We start from the raw sequence: 25,128 nt of genomic DNA, 5'->3' as shown, positions 1-25,128 counted from the left end.
CGGCGCTTACGGCGCAGGGGCCTGTTCTTTCATGCGCGCCGCCAACGCCAGCGACTCGATGCGGCGGGCCGCGGATTGCAGCAGCGCCGTCGTCTTGTCCTGCGCGATCGTGTTCAGCCGCGTCGCCAGGAAGGTGACGGTCAGCGCGCCGAAGATGCGGCGGTCTTCCTGGAACACCGGCACTGCGATGCCCGCCCGCTCGGGTGAGATTTCCCCCACGCCCAGGTAAGCGCCCTGCACGCGGATTGTGTCCAGCCGCGCCGTGAATTCACCCAAGGTATCGCCCAGGCCCAGTGCACGGACTTCGTCCGTGTGCGCCTCGTACAGCTTGCGCTGGTCCTTGCGCGGCAGGAACGCCACGATGGTCTTGGCCGTGGCGCCGCGGAACAAGGGATGCGCGCGGCCGCGGCCATGGGCAATGCCCAATTCGTCGGGGCCGCGTTCGTGATGGATGTTCAGGATGCGCAAGCCGTGGATCACGCTAAGCAGCACGTCGCCGCCGACTTGATCGACCACCTCGCGCATGATCGGCCGCGCCACGGCCAGCACCGGATCGCCATCGATGATCAGGTGGTCCAGTTCGATGATGCGCGGCCCCAGCTTGTAGCCGCCGCCCGTCATGCGCAGCAAATAACCCAGGTCGGACAGATCGCGGATGTAGCGGTAGCCCGTGGGCGCCGAATACGCCAGGCGGGAAATGATGTCCTCGGCCGTGAGCACCGGAGTGTCTAGGCTGAAGAGGTCAAGAATCGCCAGGGCTCGCTTCAGGGTGGACATGGGGGACGTGGGAACTGGGGGCAAGGGACGACGCGGGACCGGCGCAGCGTATCACAGCGTCCGGCTGCTGGGCATGACGTCATGAAGACAGGCTATCGGCACCCCGATTGCGACCAAACCCGGGCTATCGTCTTTCTAGTTTTTATCATTTATAGATAAATACTAATTGGTAAGAATGAATTTTTATCGAATAATGATATTTAACTAGAAGCAGGACCCAAGGGGAAAATCATGAAGCAGTCATGCAGCAATGACGTACCGCAAGGCGGCATGAGCCGCCGGCAATTCCTGACGGCATCCGCCGCCGCGCTGGCCGGTGCGGCGATCGTCCGCCCCGGGCAAGCCTGGGCGGCGGACTATCCGGCGGGGCGCGCGATCCAGTTCATCGTGCCGTTTCCCGCCGGCGGCGGCACCGACCTGGTGGCCCGGCCGCTGGCGCAGGGCATCGGCGAAGCGCTCAAGCAAAGCGTGGTCGTCATCAACAAAGGCGGGGCGGCAGGCAACATCGGCACCCAGCAGGCGGCGCGCTCGGCGCCCGACGGCTACACGATCGCCCTGGGCTCCACCGGCACGCACACCGTGAACCAGAGCCTGTACGAGAACATCGGCTATGACCCGGTCAAGGACTTCGAGCCCGTGTCGATGGTCTGCTATTACAACAATGTGCTGGTCGTGCACCCGTCGTTTCCGGCGCGCACGCTGCAAGAGCTGGTCGCCCTGATCAAGGCGAATCCGGGCAAGTACTTCTACGGCATCACGCAAAACGGCAGTTCAGCCCATCTGGCTATGGAGCTGCTGAAGGCCACGGCCGGCCTGGACCTGCCTGGCGTGCCGTACAAGGGCGCCGCAGCGGCGGTCAACGATTTCCTGGGCGGGCAGTTCCCCATCCTGATGGACGTCGTGATCAACCAGCAGCAGTTCATCCACGGCGGCAAGTCGCGCCCGCTGGCGGTGACGTCCGCGCAGCGCGCGCAGGCGCTGCCCGATGTGCCCACCGTGGCCGAATCCGGCTTCCCCGGCTATCAGGCCATCGGCTGGAACGGCATCTTCGTGCCGGCCGGCACGCCCGCCGCCATCGTCAAGACGCTGAACGGCGCGGTGCAAAGCGCGCTCAAGCAGCCGGCGCTGGCGCAACTGACGCAAAACGGGTTGGAGCTGCATGGCGGCACGCCCGAAGAACTGGGCCGCTTCGTTGCCAGCGAAAGCGAGAAGTGGCGCACCCTGATTAAAAGCGCCGACATCAAGGCCACCTGATGCAACGAATTCCTTACGGCGCCGCCGTCCGCGCCGACGACAACCCCTGGCTGCCGCTGGACCACGAACTGCGCGCCCAAGGCTTGCGGGCCGCGAACGCCCCGCCGGTGCGCGCCGTGGTCTGCGTCACCGTGCACGTGGACGGCCCCGCCGTCGAAGTCGGCCGCAAGCAGTTTCCGGCAGGCCCGTACACCGCGGGCCGCTACGCGATCCGGCGCGGCGTGCCCCGGCACCTGGAGATCCTGGCGCGGCACCGCATGCCCGCCACCTTCTTCGCATGCGGATACGACGTCGAACACTACCCCGCCACCTTCCACGCCATCCTGGCCGCCGGCCACGAAATTGCCGCGCACGGCTATCTGCATGAAGCCTGGGACCTGGGCGACGAAGAACCCGCGCTGCTGGCCAAGACCCACCGGATCATCCAGCAGGAGCTAGGCGTGACGCCGGTGGGCTGGTGTTCGCCGTCGGGGCGCAAAAGCCATCGCACCCTGCCCGCGCTTCGCGAGTTGGGCTATTGCTACGACGCCAGCGAAAAGGACCAGGACCGGCCCTACCTGGCCGATGGCGACGACGGCTTCATCATGTTGCCCAACAACACCGTGTCGCTGGACGACTACCCCTTCTACTTCTCGGGCCACAGCCTGGCCGCCGAAGCCTGCGACAACTGGGTTCAGGAGTTCGAGGCGCTGCGCCAGGCGGAAGGCTATGTGCACCTGACCGTGCACCCCAAGGCGGCTGGCGGTTCTGGCACGCCCGCCCGCGCGGCGGCCCTGGACCGCTTCCTGGGCCACGTCGCCGCGCAACCGGACGTGCACGTCATGACGCTGGAAGCGCTGGCCCGCCACTGCCTTGCCCATCCCGACAACTGGAGACGCGCATGACCGCCCCCAAGACCGTGCTGGTCACCCTGAACGTGCAAGGCATCGGCCCCGAAGCCGCGACCCAGCCCGAAACCGCGCTGCACGGCCGTGACGCCCATGGCCGTTACACCTATGGCGGCGGCCTGGCCCGCGTGCTGGACATGCTGCGCCGCCAAGGCATCCGCGCCACGCTGTTCTGGCCGATCTTCGAAGCCGAACGCTGCCGCGACCTGCTCGAACAGAGCCTGCGCGACGGCCACGAGGCGGCCTCCCAGGGCAACGCCTTCGAAGACCTGAGCGCCCTCGGCGACCGCGAGGCTGAGGTGCTGGCACGCGCCCGCGACCGCCTTACCCAGTTGACGGGCATCGCGCCGCAAGGCTTCCGCTACACCAGCAGCGCATTTTCAGCGCGCACCGTGCCGCTCCTGCGGCAATTGGGCTACCGCTATGACAGCAGCGCGATCGATGACGACGCGCCCTATGCGCTGGACGCCGACGGCGGCGCAGGCATGGTCGAACTGCCCTGGAGCGAAGGCCTGTGCGACGCCAGCCATTTCAGCCGCCGCGTCACCCAGGACCGCGCCTACGCGCACTGGGTGGAACAGGGCGACGCGTTGCTGGCCGCCGACGGCTACGCCTGCCTGACCCTGCATCCGCGCGCCGACCACGGCGTGGGCCGGGCGGCGCGGCTGCAGAAGTTGGAGCAATTGCTGGAACGCTTCCGGGCGGCGGGTGCCGAGTTCACGACTGGCGGCGACCTGGCGGCGCGTGCGTTACGGCAGGCTAGGGCCGTCATTGGGTAAACCCTGAGCAATATTGGCGCCAAAATAAGCTAACATTTTTGCAATATCGATTTCCCTCCGACTACACGGCGCGCGTCGCCGCTTACCGTCCATGACCCAGATCACCCAATTCCCCTTCGTATCGGTTTCCGGCACGCCCGAAGCCCGTGGCCGCTCCTATGGCCAGCAAGCCGCCGACCGCGTGCGCAAAAGCGCGGCCATGTACGGCCAGACGCTGGTCGACCTGGGCTACGACGCCATGGCGCGCACCCAGCTCATCGCCCACTTCGCCCGCGAAATCGAGGACTTCGCCCCGCATTACCTCGAAGAAATGCGCGGCATCGCCGCGGGTGCGGACGTGCCGTTCGAAGACATCGTGATGGTGAACGCCCGCACCGAAGTCGTCGCCAAGGCACGTGCCGAAAAGAAGAAAGCCGCCGAACTGGAACCCGGCGACGGCTGCACGGGCGCCCTGATCCTGCCCACGCGCTCGGCCAACGGCAACCTGATCCATGGCCAGAACTGGGACTGGCGCGCCGAATGCGCCGAAACCGCCATCGTGCTGCGCGTGCGCAACGACAACGGCCCGGACATCCTGACTTTCGTGGAAGCCGGCGGCCTGGCCCGTAGCGGCCTGAACAGCGCCGGCGTGTCCATCACCGCCAACTACCTGGAATCCGACCGCGACTTCCGCCAACTGGGCGTGCCGCTGTCGCTGATCCGCCGCAAGGTGCTGGAACAACAGCATTTTGCGCTGGCCATCAAGGCCGTCGCCACCACGCCCAAGTCGTGCTCGAACAACATCATGATCGGCATGGCCGCGGGCTTTGGCGTCGACTACGAATGCACCACCGATGAAGCCTTCCCGATCTACCCGGGCGCCGACGACCTGATCGTGCACGCCAACCACTGGGTCAGCGAAGTGGCGTTGGGCAAGCTGCGCGACACCGGCCGCGCCAGCACGCCGGAAAGCGCCTACCGCGACTGGCGCGTGCGTCGCCTGCTGAACGAGAAGACCCAGCTGACGCGCGAAGACCTGAAGCACGCCCTGTTCGACGACTTCGGTTCGCCCTATTCCGTTTGCCGCCCGCCGCGCCCCGGCAGCCACGACAACCTGTCGGCCACGGTCGCCATGGTCGTCATGGAACCCGCCGCCGGCCTGATGGAAGTGGCGCCGCTGCCTGCGCTGAACCGCACGTTCACCCGCTACAGCCTGACCGCAGAACCCGAACTGCTGGCCGCCGCCTGACCGGCAATGCGCCCGCGCAACCCGAGGAAATATCAATGAAGAACCATTGTTTGCGCGCCGCGGTTGCGCTGGCGCTGGCCACCCTGGCCGGCACGGCCGCCGCGCAGTCGGCGCCGCCGCTGCGTATTTCGCTGACGGCCGACATCCGCTCGACCGAACCCGGCGTCAACCGCGACAGCAACAGCGACGCCGTCGTGCTGCACATCGTGGAAGGCCTGGTTGCCTATGGCGAAGACGCCGAAGTGCGCCCGCTGCTGGCCAAGTCGGTCGACATCAGCCCGGACGGCAAGACCTATACGTTCAAGCTGCGCGACGGCATAAAGTTCCATAACGGCAAGCCGATGACCTCGGCCGACGTGCTGTGGACCTGGCAGCACTACACCGCCGCGAATTCCGGCTGGCGTTGCGCCAGCGAGTTCGACGGCCGCGGCACGGTGAAGGTCACCGGCGTGGAAGCGCCCGACGCACAGACTGTCGTCTACCACCTGGAGAAGCCCACCAGCCTGTTCCTGGCGTCGCTGGCCCGCACCGATTGCGGCGGCACCGGCATCCTGTCCAAGGATTCGGTCGGCGCGGACGGCGCGTGGATCAAGCCTATCGGCACCGGCCCGTTCGAACTGGCCGAATGGAAGCGCGGCGAGTACATCCGCCTGACCAAGTTCGCGGGCTATTCGAACCTGGACGGCAAGCGCGACGGCTACACCGGCTCGAAGCGCCCGTTGGTGGACGAAGTCCGATTCATGATCGTGCCGGACGACTCCACGGCCAAGGCCGCCTTGCAGCGCGGCAACATCGACATCATCGAAGACGTGTCCAACAACGACGTGCCGGTGCTGCAAGGCACCCCGAACGTGAAGGTGGCCTACGCGCCGGTGATGAGCATGACGGCGCTGCTGCTGCAGACCAAGGACCCGGTACTGTCCAGCCCGAAGATGCGCCAGGCCCTGGCCCACGCCATCGATTACAAGCAATTGGCCGCAGCCGTCACGGAAGGCCTGGCCCAGCCCAACAATTCCATCGTGCCGCTGGTCTCGCCCTACCATGACGCGGTTCAGAAGAAAGGCTGGGATTACGATCCGGCCGCGGCGCAGAAGCTGCTGAAAGAAGCGGGCTACAAAGGCCAGGAACTGTCGATCCTGACGACCAAGCGTTACCCGCAGTCGTATAACTCGGCGGTGATCGTGCAGGCGATGTTGCAGTCGGTGGGCATCAATGCGCAGTTGTCGGTGGTGGAGTGGGCAACGCAGCTTGACCGCTACAACGCGGGCACCTACCAGATGATGACGTTCCCGTATTCCGCGCGCCTGGACGCGGCGCTGAACTACGAGATGGTGACGGGCGACAAGGCCAAGCAACCGCGCAAGGTCTGGGACAACCCGGAGGCCGCGAAGCTGGTGGAAGCGGCGTCGGTGGATACGGACCATGCCAAGCGGCAGGCGGCGTTCGACCAACTGCATCAGCTGTTCCTGGCGGATGTGCCGAGCATTCCGCTCTATAACGGGCTGGATATCGGGGCTTACCGGAGCAGCATCAAGGGGTACCAACCTTGGGCGGTGAAGAAGCCGCGCGCTTGGGAAGTGGAGCGGGTTGCTCAGTAAGCGCTGTAGATGTAGTGAGGTAGGCCGCCCATCGGTGCAGTCATCCTGATGGCGCACGCCCACGATTGCGGTCCGGAGCCTTCGCTCCGGACTGCCCCTTTGTCATCTTCGTTGCGGCCTGCGGCCGCTGCCTTCAGATTCCCTCGGGCGCATCGAGGTTGCGCGCCATCAGGATGACTGCACCGACGGGCTACCCGCGTCTTGGCTCGAGGCGCTGCTAGACCCGTGGGTGGTGGAGAGTCTTGCGTCGCCCGCCGAATTGCGGCCGCGCGGGCGGCCACAATCGGCATACAGGGTTGTGGGCGTCGTGGCGGTGTCTATGCGCTAAAGCGCCCCCTTCTGGGCGTCCCCCTCCCTCCTCGACTCCGGTCTCTGATCGGGGCATTCCCGTCTCCCATTTTTTGCCGTTCGCCTGCGCAGGCGCGTTCGGCCCCTATATTCGGGATACTACTGGTATCCCATTGGGATACCAATGAAGTACCGTTCACCTATCGCATGGCCGCGACCCGGTTTTTCTGGTGGCGGCGCCACTTCTATTTCTGCAACACGCCATGAACGCTACGCAACGCACCTATCAAACACTGCTGGACCAAATCGTTTCGCGCCGGATTCCGGCTGGTGAGGTGCTGGAAGAGCGCCGCCTGGCGGATGAGCTGGATGTGTCGCGCACGCCGTTGCGCGCCGCGATGAATCGGTTGCTGGGCGAAGGCATGCTGGAGCGCCTGTCCAACGGGTCGATCGTGGTGCGGTCGTTCGGTGTGACGGATCTGCTGGAACTGCTGCAGATCCGTAGCCTCTTGGAAAGCGAGGCGGCGGCGATGGCGACGGGGCGTATTCCGGCCGAGCCGCTGGAAGGACTGCGCACGCGTCTCCAGGCCTTGCTGAATGCCCAGACGCCTGACGAAAAGTCGGATTGGGAGGTCGACAACGCCCTGCATGATCTGGTGGCCGCCTATTGCGGCAACCGGAACCTGGCGTCGATGATCACCGCGACCCGCCGGCAGGTGCGGATGTGCGACGTTGAACGCTTGCCGCAGCGGCAGGTGCAAGCCCGGGAAGAACACCTGGCAATCGTGCAGGGGTTGTTGTCCGGCGATTCGGCGCGCGCGCGCCAGGCGATGGCCGCCCATTTGGAGAGCGTGCGCCGCAGCTACGTCAACTCGCTGGGCTATCTGACCCATGGCGCGTGACATGACGGATCCCCTGGTCGTCGTGCGCGCGCGGCCGCTTACTGCCGACGCATTCGCGCCTTATGGCGAAGTGATTGCGCACCAAGGCACGGAACGTCGCCACTTCCTGACGGAGCCGATGCGGCACGGGCCGCAGGTCGCGCGGCAAGCCTGCTGGGTCAGCCGCGTGAATGCGCGGGCGCCCGGCCCCGTGGTGATCGAACTGATGGAGCGGCACCCCTACGCAGCCCAGAGTTTCGTGCCCTTGACCGCCACGCCTTACCTCGTAGTGGTTGCGCCGACCAGGGCCGACGGCTTGCCGGACATGGCGCGGCTGGAGGCCTTTCTGGCTTCCGGCAGCCAAGGCGTGTGCTATCGCGTCGGCACCTGGCATCACGGCCTGACCGTGCTGGGCGGGCCGGCGGAATTCCTTGTCTTGATGGGCCAGACCGGCCGCGATGACGACGATGAATTCTGGCAGGTGCCGGCCCCCCATGCCGTCGTTTCCCTTCCCGGTTGATTCCTTTCAGGTGGCTTGTCCGTCATGAACTTCGATCCCCCACACCTGCGCCGCGATTTCATCGGCTATGGCGCAAATCCCCCCGATCCCCAATGGCCCGGCGGCGCGCGTCTGGCGCTGAACCTGTGCATCAACTATGAGGAAGGCGGCGAGCCTTCAGTGCCGGACGGCGACCCGGAATCCGAGACCGGGTTGACCGAAGGCGGCGCGGGCGGCTTCACCGGCCGTGATCTGGCCGCCGAGTCGATGTTCGAGTACGGCAGCCGCATCGGCTTTTGGCGAGTGCATCGGATGCTGCAATCGCGCGGCATGACGGCGACCGTGTTGGGGTGCGGCCTGGCGCTGGAACGCAATCCCGAGGTCTGCGAGGCGATCAAGGCCGCAGGATATGACGTCTGTGCGCACGGCTGGCGCTGGGAACGGCACCAGACTCTGACACTGGAACAAGAGCGCGAGCGCATCCGCCGCACGGTGGAATCCATTACCCGCTCGGTGGGCGCCCGACCGCTGGGCTGGTATTGCCGCTACGGCCCCAGCCTGAACACCCGCGCGCTGCTCGTGGAGGAAGGCGGGTTCCTGTACGACTCCGACACTTACAACGACGAACTGCCCTACTGGACGCAAGTCGGCGGCAAGCCGCATCTGCTTGTGCCATACGGTCTGGCCAACAACGACGCCAAGTTCATCCGAGGCGGCATGGCCACGGGACAGGACTTGTTCGAGTACCTGCGCGACGCCTTCGACGTGCTTTACGAGGAAGGGTCGGCGGCCCCCAAGATGATGTCCGTGGGGCTGCACCTGCGCCTGGTCGGCCAGCCCGGCCGCGCGGCAGGGTTGGCGCGCTTCCTGGACCACGTGGCCGCCCATCGCGATGTGTGGGTGTGCCGCCGCGAGGATATCGCCCGCCACTGGCATGCCTGCCACCCGTACGCCCAGAGCGCGCTGCGCTGATTCGTTTTCTGCAATGACCAAGTTTTCTCTTTCAGGAGAGCAGTATGTCGAAGTACAGGAAATTCAATCGCCGCAGCGCGATGACCACGGCGCTGGCCGCGTTGCTGGCGCTGGGCCTGGGGACGGCCGCGCAAGCGCAACCGCAACCCTATCCGAACAAGCCCATCCGCATCGTCGTGCCCTTCCCGCCCGGCGGCGCGGCTGACACGCTGGCGCGCGCCCTGTCGCAACAACTGAACGACACGCTGGGCAAGCAGGTCATCGTCGAGAACCGGGCGGGCGCGGGCGGCACGATCGGGACCAACGCGGTGGCCAGGGCCGAGCCGGACGGCTACACGCTGCTGCTGGGCAACGTATCGACGCTGGCGATCGCGCCCAGCCTGTACCCGAACCTGAACTATGACCCGGTCAAGGACTTCCAGCCGATCACCCTCGTCGGCAAGAGCCCGCTGGTCTTCGCCATCAACCCGGCCCTGCCCGCGAAGAATCTGCCCGAACTCATTGCCCTGGCCGCGAAAGAGCCCGGCAAGCTGACGTTCGGCTCTTCGGGCGCCGGCAGCATCACCCACCTGACGGGCGAAGTCCTCAACCTGGCCACAGGCGGCAAACTGGTGCACGTGCCATACAAGGGAAGTTCGCCGGTGCTGCTGGCCGTGGCTTCGGGTGAACTGAGCATGGGCGTCACCCAGGTCGTGGAAATGCTGCCCCAGTACAAGGCCGGCCGGGTCGCCGCCGCGGCAGTGACGGGAACCGAGAAGTCGCCCGCGCTGCCCGACGTCTCGACAGCGGGGTCGCAGGGCGTGAAAGGATTGGAAGCGACCACGTGGTACAGCCTGATGGCGCCCGCCGGCGTGCCGGCAGCCGTCATTGAGCGCTTGCAACCCGCGCTGCAGCAAGTGCTGACCAACCCGGACCTGCGCAAGCGCTACGCCGACGAAGGCCTGATCCTGGCGCCCTCCACGCCTGCGGAACTGAGCGCCTTCCTGGGCAAGGAAGTCCAGGATTGGGCTGCCGTCATCAAACAGGCGGGCGTCAAGCTCGATTAACGCCCCTGGCGAGTCAGGGGCTCGGGTAGGGCAGGAGGGGCAATTGCTGTATTGAGAACGATTTGCAATAATGCACGCCCCTTTGTCCCCAATGGCCCCTATCCCGTGTCCTCCCGACGCCCGCCCCTGCCCGGATGGCTGGCCCATTACGCTGAGCTCGTCAGTGCGTGGGCACGGCGCAAGCATGATGCCGATGAGGGGCAGGATGCCGCGCAGAATGCGGCGCTGAGCCTGTTGCAGGCCGCGCAGCCCGATCTGCTTCGGGATCCCGCTGCTTACCTGCGGCGCAGCATCCGCAATGGCATGACGGCACGCTATCGGGACAAGGTCTCGGTCCATAGCGTGGCCTGGCAGGATTTGGCGGAACAAGAGCACCCTGCCGCCGCGGAAGTCGAATCGAACACTCGGGCAGCCCAGTTGTCCGACGCCTTGCAGCAAGCGCTGGAAGAACTGCCCCTGCCTTGCCAGCAGGTCTTTGCCTGGCATCGGCTGGAAGGCCGGACCATGGGCGAGATCGCGCAGCGCATGGACCTGTCGGTCAGCATGGTAGAAAAGCATATGGCCCGCTGCATGCGCCATCTGCACGTCCGGTTGAAGCAGCATGCCCCCTGAGCCCCTGTATAGTCTTCGGCTTCCCAAGACGGCATCAACCCGCGCGCCCATGACGAATTCCTCACAACCCGATTCCAGCGACCTTGCCTCGCAAGCGGCGGCGGACTGGTTCGCGCGTGTGCGGTCGGGTGGGATGACGCCCGCCCAGCAGGCGGAATTCGAGGCGTGGCGAGAGGCGGATCCCACCCACGCCGCCGCCTACGCCGAGATGGAAGCCGTCTGGCAAGCCACCACCCAGTTCGACACCGAGCGCTTGCGCCGCGTGCTGCCGTCGCGCCGCCCGTTGAATATCGCCCGCCGGCGCCTGGCGTTCGGACTGGGGCTGAGCGCGGCCGCGATCGCCGGGGTCAGCTGGAATCTGTGGCCATCCGACCCGATCCTGCAAGAACAGGTCATCACGACCCGTGCGGGCGAAAGGCGCCAGGTGCTGCTGGCGGACGGAACCATGCTCGAGATCAACACGGCCACCCGCGCGCGCGTGCGGCTTTATGCGGACCGTCGGAGGGTGGACATGGATTCGGGCGAAATCATGTTCTCGGTGACGCCGGACGCGCAGCGGCCGTTCCTGATCGACGCGGGCCAGACGCACGTCCGCGTGACCGGCACCCGGTTCAACGTCCGCCGCGATGGCGATGCGACGTCCGTCGCCGTCGAATCCGGATCGGTTGCCGTGACGACGGGAAGCTGGTGGCGACGGCAAGCCGTCAACCTGACCGCCGGCCAAGGCGTACGCAAGCCCGCGGGCCAAGCACTGTCGGACATCGAATCCGTCGACGTGCAGGCGCTGACCGCCTGGCGCCAGGGAAAGATCGTCGTCGCCAATGCGCCGCTGGCGGAAGTCACCAGCGAAATGAACCGCTATCTGACGCAACCCATCCTGCTGGCCGATGCGCGCCTGGGACGGCTACGGATTGCAGGCGTCTTTAGCATCGACGACCCCAGCGCCTTCCTGAACGCCTTGCCGTCGATGGTTCCCGTCGAGGTCTTGCGGGGCAGCGACGGCGGCATCGTCATCCGTGCGCGCTGAGCCGCCCGGTGGCGCGAATAAATACATTTAGTTGCAATTAACCTGCGCTTTCCATTACGGACTTTTGCGCGTTTTCCACTCTGGACAGTAGCGGTTGCGCGGCGGGACTTCCGCCGCCTTCCAAAGCACCTTTGGCCAAAGGGAAACCGGCGCATCGCGCCTGCACGCCTCGTCATGGAAAAGAAGGATCGTGAGCATCAACATTTTGCGCAAGCGCAAGCCAGCGCTTTCCCGTCCCGCCGCTTGGCGCACCTGGATCGGCGCATGCGGCCTGGCCGCAAGCCTGGGCGCCCTGCCCGCCCTCAGCACCGCGCAGGCCCAACCGGCCGCTGTCCGGATCGACATCCGAGCCCAATCGCTGAACCAGGCGCTGCTGCAACTCGGCCAGCAGGCGCCTATCGAAATCTATTTCGTGCCTGACCTGGTGGCCGGGCTGAACGCCCGCCAGGTCAGCGGGACCATGACGCCGGAACAAGCGCTGGACCAGTTGCTGCAAGGCACCGGCATCCGCTACGTGCGCGACGGGGGCAGCATCACGCTGACCTCGGCGCCGGGTCCGGTGCAGCTCGCGCCCGTCACCGTGACGGGCGCCTACGATGCCACGTCCGAAAACACCAATTCCTATGCCGCCCAGGCAGTGACTCTGGGCAAGACTGCCGAATCGCTGCGTGAAACGCCTCAGTCCGTCACGGTCATCACCTCGCGCCAGATCGAAGACCGCGGCATGACGACCCTGGCGGACGCGATGACCGCGGCAACCGGCATCACCGTCGTCCCCGACGAATACGTCACCGGTGGCAAGTATTTCTCGCGCGGGTTCCAGATCACGGACATCCGGGTGGACGGCGGCGCAGTCGCCGCGCTGGGCAAGAACGACTTCATCGCCGACCCGGACCTGGTCAAGTACGACCGCATTGAAGTCCTGCGGGGCGCGGACGGCCTGTATTCCGGCGCAGGCGAACCCGGCGGCACCATCAATCTGGTGCGCAAGCGGCCACTGGAAGGATTCCAGGCCAAGGGCAGCGTGTCGGCCGGCAGTTGGGACAACTATCGCGCCGTCGCGGACCTGAGCAGCCCGCTGGTGGAAAACGGCAAGCTGCGCGGGCGCATCGTGGCCGCGGCCGACACCAAGCACTACTTCTACGACACTGCCAAATCTGCCGGCCAGACGTTCTACGGCGTGCTGGAGGCCGACGTCGCCCCGCGCACCACCGTCATGCTGGGCGCCAGCTACGACAAGCGCCGCGAGACGCCCTGGTACTACGGCTTGCCCCGCTACAACACCGGCGAAGACATCGGCTTCACACGCAGCACCAGCCTGGCGACGGACTGGAGCGCCAAGCACCATGAAGCCTGGGACATCTTTGGCGACGTGAAGCACACCTTCGCCAACGGCTGGAAATTCTCGCTGTCGGCCACCCATTCCGCCCAGCACTACAACGACAAGTACGGCTACCTGAGCGGCGCCGTCGATCCGGCGACGGGCGACGGCATGGCCTACAGCGGCGCCTATTTCCGCTCGGCCGGCTACCAGAACCAGCTTGATACCAATCTGGCCGGCAGCTTCGACCTGTTGGGGCGTTCGCACGATTTCATCATCGGCGCCGACTACAGCAAGCACAAGGCACACGCCAAGCGCACGGAGCTTGCCGGCGGCGGCCCCGTCAACCTGGCGGACCTGTCGCAGGCGTATTGGCCTGAACCCGAGACGCCTGACTTCGGCGTTGGCACGTCCTACATCGACTTCCCGTATTACGGTGAAGAGCGCTCCGGCGCCTATGCCCGGTTGCGTCTGTCGCTGGCCGATCCGCTGCACGTCATCGGCGGGCTGCGGATCAGCAACTACAAGCAGTTCCTGGAACGCTCCGGCATGGCCGACGACGGCACCGCCAACTGGACCGAGCGCTACAACTTCAAGGACAACGATGTCATCACGCCGTTCGGCGCGGTCACGTACGACCTGAACGAGGCCTGGACTACCTACGTGAGCTATGCCGAGATCTACAAGCCACAGGCGGGATACCTGTCGGGCCCGCAGCCCGGCAGGCCGCTGGACCCGATCACCGGCCGCACCTATGAATGGGGCGTGAAGGGATCGCACATGGGCGGCAAGCTCAACACGTCGGCCGCGCTCTACTACACCGAGCGCAACGGCGAAGCCGCGCCCGACGGCCGCTACCCCACCGATTCCAACCCCGACGACGGCAGCGCCTGCTGCTACATCGCGCAGGGCAAGGTGGTCAGCCGCGGCATCGACCTGGAAGCCAGCGGCGAACTGGCGCCCGGGTGGCAGCTGTACGCGGGCTATACCTTCAACCACAACAAGGACCGCCGGGGCGACCAGCGCTACGCCAAGAACACGCCGGCGCATCTGTTCAAGCTGTGGTCCACCTACCGGCTGCCTGGCCAGTACAACAAGTGGATGGTGGGCGGCGGCGTGACCATGCAAAGCAAGAGCTCGGTCAGCGGCCAGGAATGGGTGCAGTCGGGCGGTGAATGGAGCCAGGCGGGCTACACGACCCGCCAGGGCGGCTACACGGTCGCCAACGCGCTGGTGCAGTACGACATCAGCAAATCCATGAGCGCCACGCTGAACGTCAACAACCTGTTCGACAAGCGCTACTACTCGGGCCTGGGCTCCAACAGCAAGAACAACTATTACGGCACGCCGCGCAACGTCATGCTGACGATGCGCGCCACGTTCTGAATGCAATAGGCCCCGGGGCATCACTGCCCCGGGGCCTATCGCGCCAGGCGGCGCCCGGACGGGCGCCGCGCCTTAGTTCGCGATCTTGGTTTCCCAGACGCGCGGCTTGCCTTCCCAGACCGAGAAGCCTTCCACGCGCTTGTTGACCGCCCAGGCGTCCGCCCCGTTGTACAGCATCAGCATCGGGGTCTGTTCCAGCATCAGGGCGTGCAGCTGGTCGAACAGGACCTGGCGCTTGGCTGGGTCGGATTCCAGGAAGCTTTCGTCGATCAGCTTCTGCGCGGCGGGATCATCCCAGACCTTGCGCGGCTGCTTTTCCTTGTCGCCGGCGAACTGCTCGAAGCTGAGCGACGGGTCCAGGCGCGACGAGAACGAGAACGAGCTGACCTGGTACTTGCCGGTGTTGTAGCGGTCCAGCTGCGTGGCCCATTCCAGCACCTCGATCTTGGCGTTGATGCCGACCGACTGCATCATGGCCTGTGCGATCACGGCCACCTGGTAGCTGGGCACGTGGGCGCGCTTGTTTGCGTAGATGACGACGGGTTCGCCCTTGTAGCCCGCTTCCTTCAGCAGTTGCTGCGCGCGCGCCGGATCGTATTTGTAGCTGCGCTTTTCCGCTTCCTTGTAATAGGCCGATCCCGCGTAGACCGCCGAATTGTTCAACTGGCCCAGGCCTTCGGAGGCGGCGGCGACTACTTGCGGAATGTCCAGCGAAGCGGCGATCGCCTGACGCACCTTCACGTTCTTCAGCACCGGGTCCTGCGTCTGGAACAGCAGTACGTGCTTGACGGCGTCGTGCGGGCTGAAGACGGTCAGGTTCTTGGCGCTTTTCAGTTCGCCCACATCGGTGTTGGTGATCTGGCTGGCGTCGATGGCGCCGGACATCAAACCGGCCTTGGACGTCGACGGGTCCGGCACCACCAGGAACTTCACCTCGTCCACCAGCGGGCGCTTGGAACCGACGTAGCCGTCCGGCTTGTCGCCTTCGGGCGAGACATAGTCCTTGAACGCGGACAGCAGGGTGTATTCGCCGCGCTTCCAATCCTTGAACATGTAGGGGCCGGTGCCCACGGGCTTGATCCACGAACCGTCCGCCGACACCGAATCCTTGGAGATGATGGCGGTCATGCCGCAGTCGGTGCGCGCCAGCGAATCCAGGAACACGGCCGACTTGCGGTCCACCTTCATCACTACGGTCTTCGCATCGGGCGCGGACACGTCCGTCACCTTCAGGCCGTTACGGCCATCGAAGTCACTGCGGCAGCGCCAGTCCGTCTTGGGATCCATGTAGCGCTGCCAGTTCCAGATCACGTCCGCCGAGGTCAGCGTGGCGCCGTTGTGGAACTTGACGCCGTCACGCAGCGTGAAGGTGTAGGTCAGGCCGTCTGGCGACAGGTCCACCGACTTGGCCAGCAGCGGGCCGACCGTGCCGTTCTCGCGGTAGCCGACCAGGCCTTCGACGATGTTCAGCACCACGCCGTCGGTGGTGTTGTCGCGGTTGACGCCGGGGTTGGTCGAGCGGATGTCGGCCGGCTGCGCCACAGTGAGCACTGCGGCGTGGACCGGCACGGCGGCAAGCGCCAGGGAGAGCGCAAGCGCCCGCGGAACGAAATGGTGGTGCATGGAAAAGACTCCCCGGCGTGCGGCGCAGATTTCACGCATATATTGGCGCCAAAATAATCTGCTAATTATGGCGACTCTGCAACGAGCCGCCATCGGGGGTATCCCTGAAACGGCTGCGCAAAAACACCGCGGCGGCTCCCTTTTCAGGAAGCCGCCGCATGGGGGAAACGCAAACCGGTCAGGAAGCTCGCGTCAGGAAATATCCTGTCCCACGTGCTGGGCGATGATTTTCTGCAGCTGCTTGACGTCGCGGGCCTCCAGCGCATCGACCATGTCGAAGTGCTCGCGCGCCGAGATCTCGATGCGTGACCGGGTCACCCATTCCTTGGCGGGCGCCGCGGGGCCGCGCGCGCGGGTTTCCTGGATCAGCGCGGCTAGTTCACGGTTGCTGCACAGGTCGTACATCCCCGCGTGGAACGCCAGGTTGACCTCGTACTGCTCCAGCAAGGTGCCGTCGTGCAGCAGCTTGGCGAAGCGTTCGGCCAGGGTGCGCAAGGCGCGGACCTTGGCGGCCGTGACGTTGGGCATCAGGTCGGCGGCCGCCCCGGTTTCCAGCAGGACGCGGATGTCGCGGATCTGCAGATGCTGGTCCGGATCCATGGCGTACACGTGGTAACCCCGGTTCGGGATGTGCGCGATCAGCCGCTTGGCGGCCAATTGGTCTAACGCCCGCCGGACGTCCAGACGCTTGGCGTCATAGCGTTCTTGCAGGTCGATCTGTTTCAACCAGGCGCCGGGACCATACATACCCGACTGAATATCATGGGCAATACGGTCAACCAGGCCGGGTTGCGTCGCTGCCGCTTTCGGCATGGACCACTCCCGTCAATCAATTCCAAGCGCGTATTTTAGGCATAACTTCTTGCGGCGATAGCAGGGGGTTCCCCCCCTGCCCTCAGGCGCTTGCCCGCAAGGGCTCCTGGCCGTCCAGCCGCCAACGCAGGCGCACCCCTCCGGTATCGGTGGATTCCAGGGCCGGAATCGCCGACAGCAGGCTGCGCGTGTAGTCTTCCTGCGGCCGGTCGAACACGGCGTCGCGCGAACCTTGCTCGACGATGCCGCCGTCGCGCATCACCACCACCCGGTCGGCCACCTGCTCGACCACGCCCAGGTCGTGGCTGATGAACAGGCACGAAAAGCCGTGCCGTTCCTGCAGGTCGGCGAACAGGTCCAGCACCTGCGCCCGCACGGTCACATCCAGCGCGGACACCGGCTCATCGGCAATCACGAAGGCCGGCCGGCGCACGATGGCGCGGGCGATCGCCACGCGCTGGCGCTGGCCGCCGGACATTTCGTGCGGAAAGCGCTTGGCGTATTCGGAGCCCAGGCCTACCTCGGCCAGCACCTCGTCCACGCGGCGGCGCTTATCCGCCGAAGGCATGTCGTCCAGCATGCGCAGGCCTTCGCCTACCAGTTGGCCGATGGTCATGCGCGGGTCCAGCGACGAATACGGATCCTGGAACACCATCTGGCAATTCAAGCGGTAGTCGCGCCAGGCGGGCGAGCGCCGGTTCACCAGCTGGTTGCGGAACAGGATCTGGCCCGAGGTGGGCGACAGCAGGCCGGCGATTGCCCGGCCCAGCGTCGTCTTGCCCGAGCCCGATCCGCCCACCACCGCCACGACTTCGCGCGGCTGGACGTGCAGGTCGATGCCATTCAAGGCGCGCTTGGCGCCCGTGCGGGAGAACAGGCGCTGATGGCCTGCGTAGTCCACCACCAGGTTCTTGACTTCGACGATGGGCGGCTCCGGCGCCAGCTTGCGGGCCGGCAGGCGGCGCGGCATGGCGTCCAGCAGCTTGCGCGTGTACGGATGCTGCGGGCGCTCCAGGATGCCGGCGGTCGTGCCGGTTTCCAGCACCTTGCCATGCTGCATCACCACCATGCGCTCGGTGTAGCGCGCCACCATCGGCAGGTCGTGGCTGATCATCAACACCGCCGTATGATGTTCGCGCGTCAGATCCACCATCAGTTCCAGCACGTCGCGCTGCACCACTGCGTCCAGCGCGGTGGTGGGCTCGTCGGCGATCAGCAGCGCAGGCTCCAGCAGCATCACCGAGGCCAGCATCATGCGTTGGCGCATGCCGCCCGAAAACTCGTGCGGCCAGGCGTCCATCGCCCCCTGGGGGTCGCGGATGCCCACGCGGCGCAGCATCTCAAGAATGCGTTCGCGGCGCTGCGCCGTGGACAGGTCCTTGCGATGCAGCTTCAGGCCTTCGTCCAGTTGGCGGCCGATCGGCATGGATGGGTTCAGCGACGTCATGGGTTCCTGGAAGACCATGCCGATGCGCGCGCCGCGCAGCTTGCGCAGCACGGCCGGTTCGGCCTTGGTCACGTCCACGCCTTCGAACAGGATGGCCCCGCCCGCCACCACCAGCGGCGCGGGCGTAAGCCCCATGATGGCGCGCGCGGCCTGGGTCTTGCCGCTGCCGGATTCCCCAACGATGCCGACCATTTCACCCGGCGCGACCTCGAAGGACACGCCGCTGACGATCTCGCGGCCGCCTGACCCTACCGTCAGGGTCAGGTTCGATACGGATACCAGTGCGCTCATTGCACGCCCCTCATGCGGGGATCGAGACGGTCTCGCACCGCATCGCCCAGCAGGTTGATCCCCAGCAGCGCGAGCGCGATGGCCAGGCCGGGAAGAATGGATAGGTACGACGCCTGCGCCATGAACGGACGCGCGGCGGCCAGCATGTTGCCCCAGGTCGGTGCGGGTGGCGGCACGCCCAGGCCCAGGAAGGACAGCGCGCTTTCCGCCAGGATCACCCAGCCGAACATGGATGTGGCCAATACGGTAAGCGGCGCCACGCAGTTAGGCAGCACGTGCCGGAACATCGTGTAGAGCTCGGAATTTCCCAGCACCCGGGACGATTCGATGAACTCCTTTTCGCGCAATGACAGCACCGTGCCCCGCACGATGCGCGTCACCGACGGCGTGTAGGCCAGTCCCAGCGCCAGGATGATGCCGTACTTGTTGGCGCCCACCACCGCCAGCAGCCCCAGCGCCAGCAGCAGGCCCGGAAAGGCCAGCAGCGCGTTGTTGAAGGCCATGATGATGCGGTCGGTCCAACCGCGCACGAAACCCGTCAGGGTGCCGATGGCGGTGCCCGCCACGATGGCGAACGTGACGGTCAGCAGGCTGATCCAGACGCTGCTGGATGCGCCCGCCAACAGGCGCGACAGCTCGTCACGGCCGAATTCGTCGGTGCCCAGCAGGAAGTCTCCGCCGGGCGGCTTGAGCCGGGCGACGAAGTTGATCTTGAGCGGGTCATGCGGCGTCCAGAAGGCGCCCATGATCGCCGCGACGATCATCGCCCCGACGATCACGCCGCCCAGGAGCGCGTTAGCTGCGATTCGCTTTTTCATTCGGCGGTCACTCTCGGGTCGAAGATGGGATAGCACAGGTCGATCAGCAGGTTCACAATCACGTAGACCACGCCCACGAACAGCAGGCAGCCCTGGATCACGGGATAGTCGCGCGCGAAGATCGAATCCACCAGCAAACGCCCCAGTCCGGGAATGGTGAACACCGTTTCCACGACCGCGATGCCGCCCAACAGGTTGCCCAGCACCAGGCCGATCAACGTCCAGGTCGGGCCGAAGGCGTTGCGAAAGGCGTGGCGCATCAACACGGCCGATTCGGACAGGCCCTTGGCGCGCGCATGGGTGATGTAGTCCAGCCGCAGCACTTCCAGCGTGCTGGCGCGCGCCATCCGCATCAGCACCCCGATCTCATGCAGGAAGAGCGTCAGGATCGGCATGGCCAGGTACAACAGGCCCGCCTTCCAGTCTTCACCAATGGACACGTAGCCCACCACCGGCAGCCACTGCAGCTTCAGGCCAAAGAAGATCAGCAGCAGCAAGCCCAGCCAGAAAGTCGGGATGGACACCAGCAGGGTTGCCGAACCGACCAGGAACAGGTCGGGCCATTTGTTCTGCTTCCAGGCCGCGATCATGCCGGCGGGCACGGCCACCAGCGCGGCAAACAGCACCGCCACCAGCACCACGCGCCCGCTGATCAGGAAACGGTCCCACACCAGCGGCAGCACGGGCTGGCCGGTGTTGATGGACGATCCCAGATCGCCGTGCAGCATGTTGCCGAACCAGATGCCGAACTGGGTCAGCCAGGTCTGGTCCAGCCCCAGGCGCGCACGCAGGTCCGCCAGGGCGGCCGGCGTCGCCAGGTCGCCCAGCAGCAGTTGGGCGGGATCGCCCGGAATCAGCCGGATCATCACGAACACCGCCACCGCCACGATCAGCAGGGTCGGCACGGCCATGACAATTCGGGATAGCGCAAAACGCAGCATGGCCCTCTCCTATTCCCAGACGCGGAGCGGCGGTGCGCCGCGCCCGCGTCCAGCGATATCAATTATCAGCATGTCGCAACTTGTGCAGCGCGCCCGCCAGGAAGTCCTGCACCTGGCCCACGCACTTCAAGCCGTCGTGCGGCACGTTTTCCACCACGTCCAGCACCGCCTTCACGCCTTGGGCTTCGAACGAACGGCGCAGCGATTCCAGGCGCTCGGGGCGCGTCTTGCCGGCGTCGTTGGCGCCCGGCATGAAGAACTTGCCGCCTTCGCGATGGGTGATTTCCCAGGTTTCCAGGTCGGCCTTGCCCACGATCATGTGGACCGCCACCTGCTTGAGCGCCTCGATGTCGACGCCCTTGCCGAAGCGGGCCTCGGCGTCGCGCACACCGACCCACCAGTCCTGGCTCGGGTCCAGCAGCGTGACCGAACCCGGCGCGCCGATCGACACGGCCCACAGGCTTTCCGGGTGCAGGTAGGCGAAACGGTTGACGAACTGGCCGCCGCCCGAATAGCCGAACAGGCCGAACTTCTTGAAATCGCGGCCGAACTTCTCACCGACTTCAGCCACCATGTCCAGCAGGATCTGGTCGTAGCGGATATCGCCTTCGCGCAGCTGCTTGAAGCCGTCGCGGTTGCCGTCGCCCAGCGGGCCCACGGGGAACAGCGGGCACAGGACGATGCAGTCGTTCCAGCGCGCGAACTCGGCGAACGCGTCGCGGTATTCCACGAAGGCGCGGCCGGTGCCGTGCATGATCACCACCAGCTCCATCGGATGCTTGGCGGCGTCGATGTGCGGGGGCACATACATGCAATAGGAAAAGCGCGGATCGGTGCGGGCCGCGAAAACGGTGCTGTGGCCCAGGTCGTACATGGCCCGCGCGCGGGCGGCGTCGGGTTGGATGGCGGGAGCTGCGTTGGACTGCATGATTTCCTCGTTTCCATGGCCGCGCGGGCGGGCACATGGTCTATGCCGGTGGTCAGAACAATAATCACATAAATTGGCGCCAATTTTAGGCGCATGCGTTTCCGGTCAACAAGGCAGGGGATTCCCTAGGGCCAACGGGTCCGGACCGGTAGGCCCGGCCGTCGTGTCATCCTGGGGGGAGAGGTAATCAAGGCGCCGCACAGGTGCGGCGCCGCACGGCGTTCAGCCTTTCTTGAACAGCCGCTTCACGACGCTGACCACGCCCAGCACCACTGCCCCGGCGGCGATGCCGAACAGGGCGTTGAGCAAGGTGGCGGTCAGCGCATGGACCACGCCGCCCCCGCCCACCGCGGCGGCGGCCTGCTCCACGGCGGCATGCACAGGCGGGATGCCATGGGTCAGGATGGCGCCGCCCACCATGAACATGGCCGCGGTGCCCACCACCGACAAAGTCTTCATCAGGTAGGGCGCCGCGCCCACGATGCGCTTGCCCAGCCACGCCGTCGCCTGCGACCGCTTCTGGCTCAGGTACAGGCCCAGGTCGTCCAGCTTGACGATGCCGGCCACCAGCCCGTAGACACCTACCGTCATGGCCACGGCAATGATCGACAGCACCAGCACCTGGCGCGTGAAATCGGCGTTCGCCACGGCGTCCAGACTGATGACGATGATCTCGGCGGACAGGATGAAATCGGTGCGCACCGCGCCTTTGATCTTGTCGCGCTCGAACGCGACCATGTCCACGGACGCGTTCTGCAGGGCTTCTGCGCGGGCGGCATGATTACCTTCGGCGGACTCGCCATGCGGCAGGAACTTGTGGGCCAGTTTTTCCACGCCTTCGAAGCAGAGGAACGCCCCGCCCAGCATCAGCAGCGGCGTCACCGCCCATGGCAGAAAGGCGCTGATCAAGAGCGCCGACGGCACCAGGATCAGCTTATTGATGAAGGAACCCCGGGCCACCGCCCACACGACGGGCAATTCCCGGTTGACCGGCACGCCGGTCACTTGCTGCGCGTTCAGCGCCAGGTCGTCGCCCAGCACGCCGGCCGTCTTCTTGGCCGCCACTTTGGTCATGACGGAGACGTCATCCAGAATCGTGGCGATGTCGTCGAACAATGCGAAGAAACTGCTACCAGCCATCCAGGATCCCCTGAGCCTAAGGTGATCCGAGTGTACAGGCGGCAAGCGCCGCCCGGCTGCAACATGGTTGGCCGTTTTCATTCCTTTTGTGTCGGGATCGGGCTTGGCGCAACCACCGCCACGTGGACCTGGCCGCGCACGAGGCGCTGCGCCGCAGCCTGGACGGGGTGCCGCCCCAGGACCGCTAGGCGGAACCCGGGGCGGTGGGCCGCTTAGTTGCGCGCCGGCGCCGCGGCATCGTCGAACAGGATGTTGTTTTCCAGATGGATGTGCGCCATCAGGTCTTCCTTGAACGTGCGGATGCCCAAATAGAGCGCGCGCCAGGTATTGCATGCGGCGCGCGGCAACGTCAGGTCGTGCGTCAGCGCCAGCAGCCGTTCCAGTGCCACGCCATGGTCGTCGTGCTCCATGCGCATCACCATGATCGGCATCGTCGCCATCGCACCATGGCCGCGGGCCAGCATGGGAAACAGCACCTGCTCTTCTTTCTGCATATGGCTTTCCAGTTCCTGCTGCATCGTGCGCAGGTGGTCCGCCAGGCCGGCCGGGCAATCCGGGCTGTCGGCATGCACCTGCTCGACCTTTAAGGCCAGCCGGATCAGCTCGGGCAACTGCTGGCGATGCACGTCGTGATAGCGGGCCAGGATGTGGTCGATCAGTTCAGCGGCCGACGCCTGGCCCCAATCCGTTTCCTGGGGCGGATTGTGGGACAGCGCGACGAGGCGCGCCTCGATCTGGGTCGGGTCCAGCGACCGTTGGGCCGCTGCCTCGCCCAGGCTTTTCTTGCCGCCACAGCAGAAATCCAGGTCGTATTCGTGGAACACTTGCGTGGCGCCCGGAATGCTGCGGGCCAATTGGCCCAGGGATTGCTCAACCATGCTCATCGCGTCTCTCCAGTGATCTTGACGGGTACTGGGATAGACGCGAAAAGCGTGCCAGAAAAATCTTGCGTTAAATCAATCACCTGCAAAATACAGGGTAGATAGCACCGTCGCGCGATAGGGTTTTAATCACCCTTGGACGGTAAAATCCACCCCATGCATAACCTCTTGCTTGCCGACCTGGTCGCCGACCTGCCGCCGGCCATCCGCCTGCAACGGCTGGTCTCCAGCCTGCGTGCGCATTTTCGTTGCGGCGCGGTGGCCTTGCTTCAACAGGAAGAAGACCATCTGCGCCCCATCGCGGTGGACGGCCTGACCCAGGACGCGCTGGGCCGGCGCTTTGCCGTGCACCAGCACCCGCGCCTGGCCGCCATCCTGGCCCGGCGCGGCGTCACCTGTTTCCACCACGACAGCACGCTTCCCGATCCCTATGACGGCCTGATCAACGGCATGGCCGGCGAGCCGCTGCCGGTGCACGACTGCATGGGTACCAGCCTGCACGTCGAAGGCAAACCCTGGGGCGTGCTGACGCTGGATGCGCTGGATGTCGGCACCTTCGACGGGCAAGCGCAGTCCGAACTGCGCGACGCCATCGTGCTGGTCGAAGCCGCGCTGCGCACCACGCGGCTGGAAACCGAGATCCGCGCCTTGCGCGACGCCCGCGGCCCCGCCCCCGCCGACAGCGTGGCGCCAGACCGGCACGAAATCCTGGGCAACAGCCCGCCCATCACCCGGCTGCTGCACGAGATCCAGGTGGTGGCCGATTCCGACCTGCCGATCCTGCTGCTGGGCGAAACCGGTGTCGGCAAGGAGTTGTTCGCGCATCGCGTGCACCGCCTGTCGCGCCGCAGCGGCAAGCCGCTGGTACACGTGAACTGCGCCGCCCTGCCGGAGTCCCTGGCGGAAAGCGAATTGTTCGGCCACGCCAAGGGCGCGTTCTCCGGCGCGGTCACCGACCGGCCCGGGCGCTTCGAAGCGGCTAACGGCGGCACGCTGTTCCTGGATGAAGTGGGCGAACTGCCACTGCTGGTGCAGGCCAAACTGCTGCGCGCGCTGCAGAACGGCGAGATCCAGCGCCTGGGCGACGACCGCCCTCGCACGGTGGACGTGCGCATCGTGGCGGCCACCAACCGCAGCCTGAGCGACCTGGTGCAGGCCGGGGATTTCCGGGCCGACCTCTATCACCGCCTGTCGGTCTACCCCGTTCCGATCCCGCCGCTGCGCGAGCGCGGCAATGACGTGCTGCTGCTGGCCGGCCGCTACCTGGAACTGAACCGCGCGCGGCTGGGCCTGCGCAGCCTGCGGTTGTCGGAAGACGCCGAAGAAATGCTGCGCCGCTATTCCTGGCCCGGCAACGTGCGGGAACTGGAACACGTGATCAGCCGGGCCGCCATCAAGGCGGTCAGCCACGGCGCCAACCGCAACGACATCATCACGCTTGAGACCAGCCTGCTGGACGTGTCGGACCACAACGCGCCGGTGCCCGTCACGGAAGCGCTGGCGCTAGATGACGGGCCGGCCGCCGGCCAGCCGTCATTGCGCGACACGGTGGACGCCTGCCAACGCCAGGCGATCCGCCGGGCGCTGCAGGCGCACGACGGCAACTGGGCCCATGCCGCACGCGCGCTGGACGTGGACCCCAGCAACCTGCACAAGCTGGCGCGGCGCCTGGGGCTGAAGCAATAAGGCGG

General features: G+C 66.0%; 22 protein-coding genes. 13 read left to right on the top strand and 9 right to left on the bottom strand.

Annotated elements, in window-relative coordinates; translation table 11 throughout:
- Positions 1–6: 6 nt before the first annotated feature.
- Positions 7–777: an IclR family transcriptional regulator gene (locus CEY09_RS05920; RefSeq protein ID WP_088587917.1), complete on the bottom strand. Its 771-nt coding sequence runs from the start codon at positions 775–777 to the stop codon at positions 7–9.
- Between the two features lie 231 nt (positions 778–1,008).
- Here CEY09_RS05920 and CEY09_RS05915 point away from each other — a divergent pair, with 231 nt between their 5' ends.
- The 12 genes from CEY09_RS05915 to CEY09_RS05860 all read left to right on the top strand — a co-directional run bounded on the left by CEY09_RS05915 (position 1,009) and on the right by CEY09_RS05860 (position 14,555).
- Positions 1,009–2,031, top strand: coding sequence for a Bug family tripartite tricarboxylate transporter substrate binding protein (locus CEY09_RS05915; protein WP_088587916.1), 1,023 nt, complete (start codon positions 1,009–1,011; stop codon positions 2,029–2,031).
- Positions 2,031–2,915, top strand: coding sequence for a polysaccharide deacetylase family protein (locus CEY09_RS05910; protein WP_088587915.1), 885 nt, complete (start codon positions 2,031–2,033; stop codon positions 2,913–2,915). Before CEY09_RS05915 ends, CEY09_RS05910 begins: the two co-directional genes overlap by 1 nt.
- Positions 2,912–3,697 carry a polysaccharide deacetylase family protein gene (locus CEY09_RS05905; protein ID WP_088587914.1) on the top strand — a complete coding sequence of 262 codons (786 nt, stop codon included), beginning with the start codon at positions 2,912–2,914 and terminating at the stop codon, positions 3,695–3,697. The genes CEY09_RS05910 and CEY09_RS05905 overlap by 4 nt, the downstream gene beginning before the upstream one ends.
- Before the next feature lie 91 nt (positions 3,698–3,788).
- Entirely contained in the window at positions 3,789–4,925 is a 1,137-nt protein-coding gene (locus CEY09_RS05900; RefSeq protein WP_006223724.1) for a C45 family autoproteolytic acyltransferase/hydrolase, read from the top strand.
- 35 nt (positions 4,926–4,960) lie between these two features.
- Entirely contained in the window at positions 4,961–6,523 is a 1,563-nt protein-coding gene (locus CEY09_RS05895) for an ABC transporter substrate-binding protein (protein WP_006223723.1), read from the top strand.
- Positions 6,524–7,074: 551 nt separating this feature from the next.
- Positions 7,075–7,713: a GntR family transcriptional regulator gene (locus CEY09_RS05890; protein WP_088587913.1), complete on the top strand. Its 639-nt coding sequence runs from the start codon at positions 7,075–7,077 to the stop codon at positions 7,711–7,713.
- A gap of 1 nt (position 7,714) precedes the next feature.
- Positions 7,715–8,212 carry an ureidoglycolate lyase gene (locus tag CEY09_RS05885; RefSeq protein ID WP_234818233.1) on the top strand — a complete coding sequence of 166 codons (498 nt, stop codon included), beginning with the start codon at positions 7,715–7,717 and terminating at the stop codon, positions 8,210–8,212.
- Between the two features lie 24 nt (positions 8,213–8,236).
- Positions 8,237–9,163: an allantoinase PuuE gene (locus tag CEY09_RS05880; protein WP_088587911.1), complete on the top strand. Its 927-nt coding sequence runs from the start codon at positions 8,237–8,239 to the stop codon at positions 9,161–9,163.
- Positions 9,164–9,207: 44 nt separating this feature from the next.
- On the top strand, positions 9,208–10,209 hold the full coding sequence (locus CEY09_RS05875; protein WP_088587910.1) for a Bug family tripartite tricarboxylate transporter substrate binding protein: 1,002 nt from the start codon (positions 9,208–9,210) through the stop codon (positions 10,207–10,209).
- Positions 10,210–10,314: 105 nt separating this feature from the next.
- Positions 10,315–10,821: an RNA polymerase sigma factor gene (locus CEY09_RS05870; RefSeq protein ID WP_158218655.1), complete on the top strand. Its 507-nt coding sequence runs from the start codon at positions 10,315–10,317 to the stop codon at positions 10,819–10,821.
- A gap of 49 nt (positions 10,822–10,870) precedes the next feature.
- Positions 10,871–11,848 carry a FecR family protein gene (locus CEY09_RS05865; RefSeq protein ID WP_158218654.1) on the top strand — a complete coding sequence of 326 codons (978 nt, stop codon included), beginning with the start codon at positions 10,871–10,873 and terminating at the stop codon, positions 11,846–11,848.
- Positions 11,849–12,038: 190 nt separating this feature from the next.
- Positions 12,039–14,555 carry a TonB-dependent siderophore receptor gene (locus tag CEY09_RS05860; protein WP_088587907.1) on the top strand — a complete coding sequence of 839 codons (2,517 nt, stop codon included), beginning with the start codon at positions 12,039–12,041 and terminating at the stop codon, positions 14,553–14,555.
- A 72-nt stretch (positions 14,556–14,627) separates the two neighbouring features.
- Here the strand turns inward: CEY09_RS05860 and CEY09_RS05855 are convergent, their stop codons facing one another.
- From CEY09_RS05855 to ytfE, 8 genes are all read right to left on the bottom strand, one after another.
- Positions 14,628–16,178, bottom strand: coding sequence for an ABC transporter substrate-binding protein (locus tag CEY09_RS05855; RefSeq protein ID WP_088587906.1), 1,551 nt, complete (start codon positions 16,176–16,178; stop codon positions 14,628–14,630).
- Positions 16,179–16,370: 192 nt separating this feature from the next.
- Positions 16,371–16,991 (bottom strand): GntR family transcriptional regulator, encoded by a 621-nt coding sequence (locus CEY09_RS05850; protein WP_006223714.1) that lies wholly within the window; start codon positions 16,989–16,991, stop codon positions 16,371–16,373.
- Between the two features lie 82 nt (positions 16,992–17,073).
- Positions 17,074–18,729 (bottom strand): ABC transporter ATP-binding protein, encoded by a 1,656-nt coding sequence (locus CEY09_RS05845; protein WP_088587905.1) that lies wholly within the window; start codon positions 18,727–18,729, stop codon positions 17,074–17,076.
- Positions 18,726–19,547 (bottom strand): ABC transporter permease, encoded by an 822-nt coding sequence (locus tag CEY09_RS05840; protein ID WP_006223712.1) that lies wholly within the window; start codon positions 19,545–19,547, stop codon positions 18,726–18,728. The genes CEY09_RS05845 and CEY09_RS05840 overlap by 4 nt, the downstream gene beginning before the upstream one ends.
- Positions 19,544–20,488, bottom strand: coding sequence for an ABC transporter permease (locus CEY09_RS05835; RefSeq protein WP_006223711.1), 945 nt, complete (start codon positions 20,486–20,488; stop codon positions 19,544–19,546). The genes CEY09_RS05840 and CEY09_RS05835 overlap by 4 nt, the downstream gene beginning before the upstream one ends.
- A 58-nt stretch (positions 20,489–20,546) precedes the next feature.
- Positions 20,547–21,416 (bottom strand): alpha/beta hydrolase family protein, encoded by an 870-nt coding sequence (locus CEY09_RS05830; RefSeq protein ID WP_006223710.1) that lies wholly within the window; start codon positions 21,414–21,416, stop codon positions 20,547–20,549.
- A gap of 222 nt (positions 21,417–21,638) precedes the next feature.
- Complete coding sequence (locus CEY09_RS05825) at positions 21,639–22,556, bottom strand: DUF808 domain-containing protein (RefSeq protein ID WP_088587904.1); 918 nt, start codon at positions 22,554–22,556, stop codon at positions 21,639–21,641.
- A gap of 212 nt (positions 22,557–22,768) precedes the next feature.
- Complete coding sequence (gene ytfE / locus CEY09_RS05820) at positions 22,769–23,440, bottom strand: iron-sulfur cluster repair protein YtfE (RefSeq protein WP_088587903.1); 672 nt, start codon at positions 23,438–23,440, stop codon at positions 22,769–22,771.
- A 153-nt stretch (positions 23,441–23,593) separates the two neighbouring features.
- On the opposite strand from ytfE, the gene norR reads away from it, so the two are divergent.
- Positions 23,594–25,123: a nitric oxide reductase transcriptional regulator NorR gene (norR, locus tag CEY09_RS05815; RefSeq protein ID WP_088587902.1), complete on the top strand. Its 1,530-nt coding sequence runs from the start codon at positions 23,594–23,596 to the stop codon at positions 25,121–25,123.
- Positions 25,124–25,128: the final 5 nt, after the last annotated feature.

This window comes from Achromobacter marplatensis (assembly GCF_002209535.1).
GTDB lineage: Bacteria > Pseudomonadota > Gammaproteobacteria > Burkholderiales > Burkholderiaceae_B > Achromobacter > Achromobacter marplatensis.
Note: the sequence above shows the minus strand (reverse complement) of the source record. Positions and strands in the feature narration are given on the sequence as shown.

Bases quoted from the DNA above. Each gene is read 5' to 3' on its own strand.
- CEY09_RS05915 (WP_088587916.1), top strand. From the start codon at position 1,009: ATGAAGCAGTCATGCAGCAATGACGTACCGCAAGGCGGCATGAGCCGC.
- CEY09_RS05890 (WP_088587913.1), top strand. From the start codon at position 7,075: ATGAACGCTACGCAACGCACCTATCAAACACTGCTGGACCAAATCGTT.
- CEY09_RS05880 (WP_088587911.1), top strand. From the start codon at position 8,237: ATGAACTTCGATCCCCCACACCTGCGCCGCGATTTCATCGGCTATGGC.
- CEY09_RS05845 (WP_088587905.1), bottom strand. From the start codon at position 18,729: ATGAGCGCACTGGTATCCGTATCGAACCTGACCCTGACGGTAGGGTCA.
- CEY09_RS05855 (WP_088587906.1), bottom strand. From the start codon at position 16,178: ATGCACCACCATTTCGTTCCGCGGGCGCTTGCGCTCTCCCTGGCGCTT.
- CEY09_RS05840 (WP_006223712.1), bottom strand. From the start codon at position 19,547: ATGAAAAAGCGAATCGCAGCTAACGCGCTCCTGGGCGGCGTGATCGTC.
- CEY09_RS05900 (WP_006223724.1), top strand. From the start codon at position 3,789: ATGACCCAGATCACCCAATTCCCCTTCGTATCGGTTTCCGGCACGCCC.
- CEY09_RS05825 (WP_088587904.1), bottom strand. From the start codon at position 22,556: ATGGCTGGTAGCAGTTTCTTCGCATTGTTCGACGACATCGCCACGATT.
- CEY09_RS05920 (WP_088587917.1), bottom strand. From the start codon at position 777: ATGTCCACCCTGAAGCGAGCCCTGGCGATTCTTGACCTCTTCAGCCTA.
- CEY09_RS05850 (WP_006223714.1), bottom strand. From the start codon at position 16,991: ATGCCGAAAGCGGCAGCGACGCAACCCGGCCTGGTTGACCGTATTGCC.
- norR (WP_088587902.1), top strand. From the start codon at position 23,594: ATGCATAACCTCTTGCTTGCCGACCTGGTCGCCGACCTGCCGCCGGCC.
- CEY09_RS05835 (WP_006223711.1), bottom strand. From the start codon at position 20,488: ATGCTGCGTTTTGCGCTATCCCGAATTGTCATGGCCGTGCCGACCCTG.
- CEY09_RS05895 (WP_006223723.1), top strand. From the start codon at position 4,961: ATGAAGAACCATTGTTTGCGCGCCGCGGTTGCGCTGGCGCTGGCCACC.
- ytfE (WP_088587903.1), bottom strand. From the start codon at position 23,440: ATGAGCATGGTTGAGCAATCCCTGGGCCAATTGGCCCGCAGCATTCCG.
- CEY09_RS05830 (WP_006223710.1), bottom strand. From the start codon at position 21,416: ATGCAGTCCAACGCAGCTCCCGCCATCCAACCCGACGCCGCCCGCGCG.
- CEY09_RS05875 (WP_088587910.1), top strand. From the start codon at position 9,208: ATGTCGAAGTACAGGAAATTCAATCGCCGCAGCGCGATGACCACGGCG.
- CEY09_RS05905 (WP_088587914.1), top strand. From the start codon at position 2,912: ATGACCGCCCCCAAGACCGTGCTGGTCACCCTGAACGTGCAAGGCATC.
- CEY09_RS05910 (WP_088587915.1), top strand. From the start codon at position 2,031: ATGCAACGAATTCCTTACGGCGCCGCCGTCCGCGCCGACGACAACCCC.
- CEY09_RS05885 (WP_234818233.1), top strand. From the start codon at position 7,715: ATGACGGATCCCCTGGTCGTCGTGCGCGCGCGGCCGCTTACTGCCGAC.
- CEY09_RS05865 (WP_158218654.1), top strand. From the start codon at position 10,871: ATGACGAATTCCTCACAACCCGATTCCAGCGACCTTGCCTCGCAAGCG.